The sequence below is a fragment of the Streptomyces sp. NPDC107550 genome, from assembly GCF_055639095.1.
On sequence record NZ_JBVKBC010000029.1, the window covers coordinates 71001 to 81693 of the forward strand.

General features: G+C 74.4%; 7 protein-coding genes. 6 read left to right on the forward strand and 1 reads right to left on the reverse strand.

Features of this window, described 5'->3' with window-relative positions; all coding sequences use genetic code 11:
- Positions 1 to 21 precede the first annotated feature (21 nt).
- The 5 genes from ACZ7LY_RS28170 to sucD all read left to right on the forward strand — a co-directional run bounded on the left by ACZ7LY_RS28170 (position 22) and on the right by sucD (position 7229).
- A complete protein-coding gene (locus tag ACZ7LY_RS28170) occupies positions 22 to 1131 on the forward strand; it encodes an ATP-binding protein (protein ID WP_471627538.1) in 1110 nt (369 codons plus the stop codon).
- Complete coding sequence (locus ACZ7LY_RS28175) at positions 1128 to 3542, forward strand: DUF5682 family protein (RefSeq protein ID WP_471627539.1); 2415 nt, start codon at positions 1128 to 1130, stop codon at positions 3540 to 3542. Before ACZ7LY_RS28170 ends, ACZ7LY_RS28175 begins: the two co-directional genes overlap by 4 nt.
- A gap of 62 nt (positions 3543 to 3604) precedes the next feature.
- Positions 3605 to 4792: a VWA domain-containing protein gene (locus tag ACZ7LY_RS28180; protein ID WP_471627540.1), complete on the forward strand. Its 1188-nt coding sequence runs from the start codon at positions 3605 to 3607 to the stop codon at positions 4790 to 4792.
- A 354-nt stretch (positions 4793 to 5146) separates the two neighbouring features.
- Complete coding sequence (gene sucC, locus ACZ7LY_RS28185; protein ID WP_471627541.1) at positions 5147 to 6325, forward strand: ADP-forming succinate--CoA ligase subunit beta; 1179 nt, start codon at positions 5147 to 5149, stop codon at positions 6323 to 6325.
- 22 nt (positions 6326 to 6347) lie between these two features.
- Positions 6348 to 7229, forward strand: a complete 882-nt coding sequence (gene sucD, locus ACZ7LY_RS28190) for a succinate--CoA ligase subunit alpha (RefSeq protein WP_471627542.1) — start codon at positions 6348 to 6350, stop codon at positions 7227 to 7229.
- 120 nt (positions 7230 to 7349) lie between these two features.
- Here the strand turns inward: sucD and ACZ7LY_RS28195 are convergent, their stop codons facing one another.
- The gene (locus ACZ7LY_RS28195) at positions 7350 to 8570 is read right to left on the reverse strand and encodes a helix-turn-helix domain-containing protein (protein WP_471627543.1); all 1221 of its coding nucleotides are present in this window, start codon (positions 8568 to 8570) and stop codon (positions 7350 to 7352) included.
- Between the two features lie 122 nt (positions 8571 to 8692).
- Between ACZ7LY_RS28195 and ACZ7LY_RS28200 the strand changes: the two genes are divergently transcribed.
- Entirely contained in the window at positions 8693 to 10474 is a 1782-nt protein-coding gene (locus ACZ7LY_RS28200; RefSeq protein ID WP_471627547.1) for a cell division protein PerM, read from the forward strand.
- Positions 10475 to 10693 lie beyond the last annotated feature (219 nt).

Genomic DNA, 10693 nt, shown 5'->3' on the forward strand with positions numbered 1-10693 from the left:
CGAGACCACAGGGGGAGAGCCATGACCGTTTCCGTCGGGACACCGGCAGCCGAGCAGGCGCTGCGACCGCACGCGGAGAACGCGTTCGCGGAGGAACTGGCGGCGCTGGCCGCGCAGGACGACCGTCCGCGCCCGGCCCGCTGGCGCCTGTCGCCGTGGGCGGTGTCGACGTACCTGCTGGGCGGCACGCTGCCCGACGGCACCGTCATCACCCCGAAGTACGTCGGGCCGCGCCGCATCGTCGAGGTCGCCGTGACGACGCTCGCCACCGACCGGGCGCTGCTCCTGCTCGGCGTCCCCGGCACCGCCAAGACCTGGGTGTCCGAGCATCTGGCCGCCGCCGTCAGCGGCGACTCCACCCTCCTCGTGCAGGGCACGGCCGGCACCCCGGAGGAGGCGATCCGCTACGGGTGGAACTACGCGCAGCTCCTCGCCCACGGCCCCAGCAGGGACGCGCTGGTGCCGAGCCCCGTCATGCGGGCGATGGCCGAGGGCATGACAGCCCGGATCGAGGAGCTGACCCGTATCCCGGCCGACGTGCAGGACACGCTGATCACGATCCTGTCCGAGAAGACCCTGCCGATACCGGAGCTGGGCCAGGAGGTGCAGGCCGTACGCGGGTTCAACGTGATAGCGACGGCCAACGACCGCGACCGCGGGGTCAACGAGCTGTCGAGCGCCCTGCGCCGCCGGTTCAACACGGTGGTGCTGCCGCTGCCCGCGAGCGTCGACGCCGAGGTCGACATCGTCTCCCGCCGCGTCGAGCAGCTCGGCCGCTCCCTGGAGCTGCCGGCCGCGCCCGACGGCATCGACGAGATCCGCCGCGTCGTCACCGTCTTCCGCGAACTGCGCGACGGCGTCACCGCCGACGGCCGTACGAAGGTCAAGTCGCCGAGCGGCACCCTGTCCACCGCGGAGGCCATCTCCGTCGTCACCGGCGGACTCGCCCTCGCCGCCCACTTCGGCGACGGCGTGCTGCGCCCCTCCGACGTCGCCGCCGGCATCCTCGGCGCCGTGGTGCGCGACCCGGCCGCCGACCGCGTCGTGTGGCAGGAGTACCTGGAGGCCGTGGTCCGTGAGCGCGACGGCTGGAAGGACTTCTACCGGGCCTGCCGCGAGGTGAGCGCATGAGCGGACCGCTGCTGCTCGGCGTGCGCCATCACGGGCCCGGTTCCGCCCGTGCCGTGCGCCGCGCACTCGACGCGAGCCCGCCCCGCGTCGTCCTCATCGAGGGACCGCCCGAGGCCGACGCGCTGGTTCCCCTCGCCGCCCGTGACGGGATGCGGCCGCCGGTCGCGCTGCTCGCCCACGTCGTCGATGAGCCCGGACGCTCGGCGTTCTGGCCGTTCGCCGAGTTCTCACCCGAGTGGGTCGCCCTGCGCTGGGCGCTGGAGCACGGCACGCCGGTCCGCTTCATCGACCTGCCCGCCGCCCACAGCCTCGCCCTGCGCGACCCCGACGCCGACACCGGCCCCGGAACCGGCACGGCCCCGGACGCCGACCCCGCGCCAGACCCCGCGCCTGCCACCGCGCCCGAGGTCGTGCCCGAGGGTGCCCTCGACGCGGAGGACACCGAGACCGCGGACACGGAGACCGGCGACACGGAGACCGGCGGCACGGAGACCGGCGACGCCGAGCCCGGAGGCGCCGACAGCGACGCCGTACGGGTCGATCCGCTCGCCGTCCTCGCCGAGACCGCCGGCTACGACGACCCCGAGCGCTGGTGGGAGGACGTCGTCGAGCACCGCGAGGGCGACCCGTTCACCGCGCTCGCCGAGGCGATGACCGCGCTGCGCGACTCCTACGGGGACGGCGGCCACCCCCGCGACCTGACCCGCGAGGCGTACATGCGGCTGCAACTGCGGGCGGCGCGCCGCGAGTTCGGTGACGGGCCCGAGGTCGCCGTCGTCTGCGGCGCCTGGCACGTGCCCGCGCTGCGCCAGAGGACCACCGTCGCCGCCGACCGCGCCCTGCTCAAGGGGCTGCCCAAGGCGAAGATCGACATGACGTGGGTGCCGTGGACCCACCGCAGGCTCGCCCGCGCCGGCGGATACGGCGCGGGCATCGAGTCGCCCGGCTGGTACGGGCACCTGTTCAGCGCCCCCGACCGGCCCGTCGAGCGCTGGCTGACGAAGATCGCCGGACTGCTGCGCGACGAGGACCGCGTCGTCTCCTCCGCCCACGTCATCGAGGCCGTCCGGCTCGCCGAGACCCTCGCCGTGCTGCGCGGCCGGCCGCTCGCCGGGCTCACCGAGACGCTGGACGCGGCGCGGGCGGTGCTCTGCGAAGGCTCCGACGTGCCCCTCGCCCTCATCCGCGACCGGCTCGTCGTCGGCGACGCCCTCGGCGAAGTCCCCGACGACGCGCCCGCCGTGCCCCTGCAACGCGATCTGACCCGGCAGCAGCGCTCCCTGCGGCTCAAGCCGGCCGCGCTGGAGAAGGACCTCGACCTCGACCTGCGCGGCGACACCGACGCGGCCCGCAGCAGACTGCTGCACCGGCTGCGGCTGCTCGGCGTCGCCTGGGGCGAGCCGGCGCGGTCGGGGCGCGGCTCCACCGGCACGTTCCGCGAGAGCTGGCGGCTGCGCTGGGAGCCCGAGCTGTCGGTGCGGGTCGCCGAGGCGGGCGTATGGGGCACGACCGTGCTCGCCGCCGCGACCGCCAAGGCCGCGTCGGACGCGGTCGCCGCGCCCGCCCTCGCCGACGTCACCGCCCTCGCCGAGCAGTGCCTGCTCGCCGGCCTGTCCGACGCGCTGCCCACGGTCATGCGGGTGCTCGCGGACCGCGCCGCCCTCGACGTGGACGTCGCCCACCTGGCAGGGGCGCTGCCCGCCCTGGTCCGCGCCCTGCGCTACGGAGACGTACGCGGCACCGACACCGGCGCGCTCGCCGGGGTCGCCGCCGGGCTCGCCGAGCGGATCTTCGTCGGGCTGCCGCCGGCCTGCGCGGGCCTCGACACGGACGCCGCGGCCGAGATGCGCGGCCACGTCGACGCCGTGCACTCCGCGGTCGCCCTCCTGGAGGACGCCGGGCTGCGCGAGCGCTGGCGGGGCGTCCTCCGCGTGCTCGCCGAGCGGGACAGCGTCACCGGGATCGTCCGGGGCCGGGCCACCCGCCTCCTGCTCGACGAGGGCGCCCTCGACGACGACACCGTCGCCCGCCTGATGAGCCTCGCCCTGTCACCGGGCACCCCGCCCGCGGAGGCGGCGGCCTGGATCGAGGGGTTCGTCGGCGGCGGCTCCGGCGGCGGCCTGCTCCTCGTGCACGACGAGCGGCTGCTCGCCCTGGTGGACGCGTGGCTGACGGGGGTGTCGCCGGACGCGTTCGTCGCCGTACTGCCGTTGCTGCGCCGCACGTTCTCCGCGTACGAGGCGGCCGTGCGGCGGTCGCTGGGTGAGCTGGTGCGGCGGGGGCCGCGGGGGACCGCGCCCGGGCCCGGGGTGCCGGGCGGGGGGCCGCCCGGGTTCGGGCCGGAGCTGGACGCGGCCCGGGCGGACGCGGTGCTGCCGGTCGTACGGGCGCTGCTGGGGGCGGCCGGATGAGCGCGACGGCGACAGGGACGACACGACAAGCGGACGACGGGCACGGGGGAGGACGGCGGGCGATGACGGGAACGACGAGCGAGGAGCACGGCGCGACGCGGGGGTCGGACGGCGACGGGGACGAGCGCGGCCGGCGGTGGCGGCTCGTCCTCGGCGGCGACGCCGACGGCACCGGATGCCCGCTGACCGGCGGGGACGCCGCGATGGACAAGGCGCTGGCCCGCCTGTACGGGCCGGCCGCCGGGGGCAGCAGGACGGCCGGGCTCGGCGCCTCCGCGCCGAACGTGGCCCGCTGGCTGGGCGACATCCGGAGCTACTTCCCGTCCTCCGTCGTCCAGGTCATGCAGCGCGACGCCATCGACCGGCTCGGCCTGGCCGCGATGCTGCTGGAGCCGGAGATGCTGGAGGCCGTCGAGGCGGACGTCCACCTCGTCGGCACGCTGCTCTCGCTCCGGCAGGCGATGCCGGAGACCACGAAGGAGACGGCCAGGGCCGTCGTGCGCAAGGTCGTCGAGGACCTGGAGAAGAAGCTCGCGGCCCGCACCCGCGCGACCCTCACCGGCGCCCTCGACCGCAGCGCGCGCGTCAGCCGGCCCCGCCACCACGACATCGACTGGAACCGCACGATCGCGGCCAACCTCAAGCACTATCTGCCCGAGTACCGCACCGTCGTGCCCGAGCGGCTCGTCGGGTACGGGCGGGCGGCGCGGTCGGTGCAGAAGGAGGTCATCCTCTGCATCGACCAGTCGGGGTCGATGGCGGCGTCGGTCGTGTACGCGTCGGTGTTCGGGGCGGTTCTCGCGTCCATGCGGTCGCTGAAGACGCGGCTCGTCGTGTTCGACACGGCGGTCGTGGATCTGACGGACCAGTTGGACGACCCCGTGGACGTGCTGTTCGGCACGCAGCTCGGCGGCGGCACGGACATCAATCGGGCGCTGGCCTACTGCCAGAGCCGCATCACCCGGCCGGCCGACACGATCGTCGTCCTCATATCCGATCTGTACGAAGGGGGCATCCGGGCGGAGATGGAGAAGCGGGTGGCGGCGATGACGGCGTCGGGCGTTCAGTTCGTGACGTTGCTGGCGCTTTCCGATGAGGGGGCGCCCGCTTATGACAGGGAGCATGCGGGGGCGCTGGCCGCTTTGGGGGCGCCGGCGTTCGCTTGTACGCCTGATCTGTTTCCGGAGGTCATGGCTGCGGCGATTGAGAAACGGGGGTTGCCGGTGGGGGTGGCGGGTGAGGGAGTCTGAGCGGGGGTGCCCTTTCAGGTGTGGGGTGTTCTGGCTCACCGTCGCGGGGCTCCGCCCCGGGCCCCGCTCCTCAATCGCCGGAGGGGCTTGATTTGCGGGGCCGCGGCCATCGGGGCCGAGGGGCTTGGTTCTCGTAAGGGCAAGGGACAAAACGGGTGCTCTGTGACCGGTATCACCGCTCAGGTGTGATCTGCGATTTAGAAGGCGTCGCCGCACGGCGATAACCTGCGGGACGGACATGCCGCGTACCCGGCCGCCGTGTACGCCTCCCTAGTGACAGCGGAGTCACAGTTGCCCATCGCGGCACGCCCACGCAGAAATCGACCGCGAGATCACTGATAGGGACGGACGCGCGTGGACCTGTTCGAGTACCAGGCGAGGGACCTCTTCGCCAAGCACGGTGTACCGGTGCTGGCCGGTGAAGTCATCGACACGCCTGAGGCGGCGCGCGAGGCCACCGAGAAGCTGGGCGGCAAGTCGGTCGTCAAGGCGCAGGTGAAGGTCGGTGGCCGCGGCAAGGCCGGCGGCGTCAAGCTGGCCGCCGACGCCGACGAGGCCGTGCAGCACGCCACCAACATTCTCGGTATGGACATCAAGGGCCACACGGTCCACAAGGTGATGATCGCCGAGACGGCCCCGGAGATCGTGGAGGAGTACTACGTCTCCTTCCTCCTGGACCGCACCAACCGCACCTTCCTCTCCATCGCCTCCGTCGAGGGCGGCATGGAGATCGAGGAGGTGGCGGCCACCCGTCCGGAGGCCGTCGCCAAGACCCCGATCGACGCCAACGAGGGCGTGACCCCCGAGGTCGCCCGCCAGATCGTCGAGGCCGCGAAGTTCCCGGCCGAGGTCGCGGACCAGATCGCGGAGATCCTCCAGACGCTGTGGAAGACCTTCGTCGCCGAGGACGCGCTCCTCGTCGAGGTCAACCCGCTGGCGAAGGTGAAGTCCGGCAAGGTCATCGCCCTCGACGGCAAGGTGTCGCTGGACGACAACGCCGACTTCCGCCACCCCGACCACGAGGCCCTCCAGGACAAGGCCGCGGCCAACCCGCTCGAGGCCGCTGCCAAGGAGAAGGGCCTCAACTACGTCAAGCTCGACGGCGAGGTCGGCATCATCGGCAACGGCGCGGGTCTCGTCATGAGCACCCTGGACGTCGTCGCGTACGCCGGTGAGAACCACGGCGGCGTCAAGCCCGCCAACTTCCTGGACATCGGCGGTGGCGCCTCCGCCGCCGTCATGGCCAACGGCCTGGAGATCATCCTCGGCGACCCGGACGTCAAGTCCGTCTTCGTCAACGTCTTCGGCGGCATCACCGCCTGCGACGAGGTCGCCAACGGCATCGTGCAGGCGCTGGCCCTGCTGGAGGAGAAGGGCGAGAAGGTCGAGAAGCCCCTCGTCGTCCGCCTCGACGGCAACAACGCCGAGCTGGGTCGCAAGATCCTCTCGGACGCCAACCACCCGCTGGTGCAGCGCGTGGACACGATGGACGGCGCGGCCGACAAGGCCGCCGAGCTGGCCGCGGCCAAGTAAGGGACGAGGGAAAACCACAGCCATGGCTATCTTCCTCAACAAGGACTCCAAGGTCATCGTCCAGGGCATGACCGGTGCCACGGGCATGAAGCACACCAAGCTCATGCTCGGCGACGGGACGAACATCGTCGGCGGCGTCAACCCGCGCAAGGCCGGCCAGACCGTCGACTTCGACGGCACCGAGGTCCCGGTCTTCGGCTCGGTAGCCGAGGCGATGGAGAAGACGGGCGCCAACGTGTCCGTGCTCTTCGTCCCGCCGGCCCACTCCAAGGCCGCCGTCGTCGAGGCCATCGACGCCGAGATCCCCCTCGCCGTCGTGATCACCGAGGGCATCGCCGTGCACGACTCCGCCGCGTTCTACGCGTACGCGAAGGAGAAGGGCGGCAAGACCCGCATCATCGGCCCGAACTGCCCCGGCCTCATCACGCCCGGTCAGTCCAACGCCGGCATCATCCCGGGCGACATCACGAAGCCGGGCCGTATCGGCCTGGTCTCGAAGTCCGGCACGCTGACGTACCAGATGATGTACGAGCTGCGGGACATCGGCTTCAGCTCCGCCGTCGGCATCGGTGGCGACCCGGTCATCGGCACGACGCACATCGACGCCCTGGAGGCGTTCGAGGCGGACCCCGACACCGACCTGATCGTCATGATCGGTGAGATCGGCGGCGACGCCGAGGAGCGCGCGGCCGACTACATCAAGGCCCACGTGACCAAGCCGGTCGTCGGCTACGTCGCGGGCTTCACCGCCCCCGAGGGCAAGACCATGGGCCACGCCGGCGCCATCGTCTCCGGTTCCTCCGGCACCGCACAGGCCAAGAAGGAGGCCCTGGAGGCCGCGGGCGTCAAGGTCGGCAAGACGCCGACCGAGACGGCCAAGCTGGCGCGCGAGCTGCTCTCCTAGGACCTTCCGCAGGAGAGGGCCTGGCTCGCCCGTTCGTCCAGGCGCGGCGGCTCGACCGTCGCCGAAGCGGGCCCGCACCGATTCCCGGTGCGGGCCCGCTCGCGTTCGCGCGCGCCGCGGCTACTCGGCGGCCGGGGCGAGGCGCTGCGGGCCGCCGCTGAGCCGCCCGCGCAGCTCCTTGCGGAGCGTGACGTCGTGCTCGGTCAGCCGTTCGGGCCCGGTCAGCGGCGGTACGCCGGTCACCGGGACGCCCGGCGCGGGCTCCGGCTCGTAGTGCGTCGGCGCGACGTGCAGGGTGACGGCGGTGGCCCCGGCGACGAGTGCCGTCGCCACGACGCTGGTCCGCGTCCAGAATCTGATCCGCCTCTCGCCGCCGTCGCGGACCCGCGTCGGCCGGGGCGCGTCCAGTTCCTCGGCCGCCGCCAGTGCGGCCAGGCGCGCGGTCAGCCGCTCGGGGTCGGCCAGCTCCGGGAGCCGCTCGGCGACGGCCTCGCGGGCATGCAGGATGCGGTTGGCGGCGGCCGGCGTGGACGCCTCCGTCTCGGCGGCGGTCTCCGGCAGGTCGAGCCCGACGCCGTCGTACAGCAGCAGCGTCCTCCGGTACACGGGCGGCAGGCTCAGCAGGACGGCCAGCAGCTCGCGGTGGGCCGCGTCGGCGGGCGGCGCCTCGGGCCTGCGGTGGCCCGGGCGCAGCCGGTGCCAGGGCGACATCGCGTACTCGTACGCCGCCGCCCGCACCCAGCCCGCGGGGTCCGGGTCCACGGCGACCTCGGGCCACCGCTCCCAGGCCGACTGGAACGCCCGTTCGACGGACTCCCGCGCCAGCGCCCGCCGCCCGGTCAGCAGATACGTCTGCCGTACGAGGAGGGGCGCGGTCCGCGTGTACAGCGCGTCGAACGCCTCGGCGGGCGTCCAGGTCCGCGCCGCCCGCGCCGCCTCCCGCTCGCGGTCCACCTCGCGCTCGCGCCCCAGTTCGACTTCCACGTCGATCCGTACGGGGACGAACTCGCCGGCGGGGACGGCCTCCCGTACGCGCACGATCTCCCGGGCGGGACCGGTCCGCACGGGCGGCGCGGGTTCGGCGCCCTCGGCGGCGGCCGGGGACGGCCCGCGCGGGTCACTCGTGCGGGGGGCGCTCGGGGCGTCCAGCTCGGCGAGAAGCTTCGCGTACGCCTCCCGCTTGCGCCCCTTTGGGGTCGTCCGGCCGGTCTCCCAGGACTGGATCGTCGCCCGGGTCACGCCGACCCGCTCCGCGAGCTGCGGCTGGCTCAGCGACCTCGCCACGCGGATTCTGCGCCGCTCCGTGGGCGGGGGCAGGGGAGTTGCAGGGCGCTGTGTCATCGGGAACTCCACACACCCTTTCGCGCCAAAAAGTACATAAACGTATCTTGGGCGACACATCCACGGATCGCCTGTTACGCGGGGAAAGCGCGTGTCGTTGGGAGCATGGTCCGGTGACTGCGATGACCGGCCGTGGACCGACCCTGCCCCTGCTGCTGACCCGGGCGCGGGAGCGGGCGCCCGGGCCCGCCGCCGGATTCCTCGGCGGGCTCGTCGCCGCGGGCCTCGGGCTCGGCGGGAGCGCGGTCCTCGTGACCGTGCTGTGGATCAGCTCGCCCTACCCGGACACCGGGCCGTCCGGCGCCCTGCACACCGCCGCCGCGCTCTGGCTCCTCGCGCACGGCGCCGAGGTGATCCGCACGGACACCCTGTCGGGTGCGCCCGCCCCGCTCGGCGTGACACCGCTGCTGCTGCTCGCGCTGCCGTTGTGGCTGGTGCACCGGGCGGCGCGGGACGCGGCCGAGGGCGAGGACGACCGGCCGGTGCCGCCCGCCGGGGGCGTCTGGCTCGGCACCGCGATCGGCTATCTGCTGGTCGGGGGCGCGGCCATGCTCTACGCGGCCGGCGGCGAGATGCGGCCCGCGTGGGCCAGTTGCGCCGCGCACCTGCTGCTGGTCGCGTTCGGCGCGTCCGGTGCCGGGGTGTGGACCGCGTACGGGCGCCCGAGCGGGCCGCTGCCCGGGCCGGTCCTGCGCTGCCTCGACGTCCTGCCCGGAACGCTGCGCCGCGAGGTGCTGCCGGTGGCGGCGCGGGCTGCGGGCGCCGGGGTCCTCGTGCTGGTCGCCGGGGGCGCGCTCGTGGTGGCGGCGGGGCTCGTGGCGCACGCGGGGGCGGTGCAGACGTCGTTCCTCCAGCTCACCGGCGCCTGGTCGGGCCGGTTCACGGTGCTGCTGCTCTGCCTCGCCCTGCTGCCGAACGCCCTGGTGTGGGGCGCCGCCTACGCCCTCGGCCCCGGTGTCGTCATCGGCGCCGGGCACGTCGTGGGGCCGCTGGCGGGCGCGGGCGGTCCCGTACTGCCCGCGTTCCCGCTGCTCGCGGCGTTGCCCCGGGCCGGCGGCGGGACGCTCGCGCTGGTCACGGCGGGGGCGGTGGCCGGGGTGCCGGTGGTCGCGGCGGCGACGGTGGCGTGGTTCGTGGTGGGGGAGCGCCCCGAGTGGTCGGCGCGGCGGGCGGTGTACGGGGTGGCCGTGGCGGCGGCGCTGTGCGGGCTCGCGTTCGCCGTCCTCGCGGTCGCGGCGGGCGGGGCACTGGGCACGGGGGCGCTCGCGCGGTTCGGGCCGGTGGGGTGGTTGACCGGGGCGGCGGCCGCGGCGTGGACGGCCGGGGTCGGTGTGCCGGTGGCGCTCTGCGTGCGGTGGTGGCGGGGGCGCCGCGGGGCCCGTGAGGCGGGGGGTGCCCGCGAGGCGCGGGATGCCCGTGAGGCGCAGGGGGCCTATGAGCCCCGGGCGGCGCGGGAGGACCGGGAGTCCCGGGAGTCCCGGGGGTCCGATGAGGTACGGGGATCCCGGCGGGGCCCGTCGGCGCTGTTCGCGGGGCTGGTGGAGCGGCGGCGGGAGCGGTCCGCCGCCCGGGCCGAAGCCCGGGCCGGGGCGATTGCTCGCGCCGAGGCCGAAGTGCGCGCCGGGGCGGATGCCGGTCGGGGCCTGCCCGAACTGGCCCGCGCCGAAGCGGCCGGCGCGGGGACGGGTTTCGGGCCGGTCGAACCCTTCGAGCCGTTCGACTTCTTCGGCGAGGAGTCCCGTGCCGCCCGCTGGACCGCGCTCAGGGAAGCATCCGATCCCCCGGCCCAGGGCACACCCCAGTCCGGCGCCCCCGTCACCCCCGTAACCGACGACCCGCCCACCCCGCCACCGGCAGAGAGCCCCGCACCCCCGCAGCCCCCGGCACCCCCGACCGACGCCTGACCCGGAGCCGGGCGGGACGGCCGGGCCGGGTGAGACGGCCCAAGCCGGACGGACCTGCCGGAGCCGATCCGGCTGACCCGAGCTGACCCGGCCGCCCTAGGGCGTGTCGTCAAAGTGTCGTGCCGGGGGCAGTATGGAGTGATGGTGCGTCGTCATGAACTGACTGATGAGGAATGGGAGTTGCTTGAGCCGTTGCTGCCTCGTGGGGCTTTTGGCCGG

Bases quoted from the DNA above. Each gene is read 5' to 3' on its own strand.
- ACZ7LY_RS28170 (WP_471627538.1), top strand. From the start codon at position 22: ATGACCGTTTCCGTCGGGACACCGGCAGCCGAGCAGGCGCTGCGACCG.
- ACZ7LY_RS28175 (WP_471627539.1), top strand. From the start codon at position 1,128: ATGAGCGGACCGCTGCTGCTCGGCGTGCGCCATCACGGGCCCGGTTCC.
- ACZ7LY_RS28180 (WP_471627540.1), top strand. From the start codon at position 3,605: ATGACGGGAACGACGAGCGAGGAGCACGGCGCGACGCGGGGGTCGGAC.
- sucD (WP_471627542.1), top strand. From the start codon at position 6,348: ATGGCTATCTTCCTCAACAAGGACTCCAAGGTCATCGTCCAGGGCATG.
- ACZ7LY_RS28195 (WP_471627543.1), bottom strand. From the start codon at position 8,570: ATGACACAGCGCCCTGCAACTCCCCTGCCCCCGCCCACGGAGCGGCGC.
- ACZ7LY_RS28200 (WP_471627547.1), top strand. From the start codon at position 8,693: ATGACCGGCCGTGGACCGACCCTGCCCCTGCTGCTGACCCGGGCGCGG.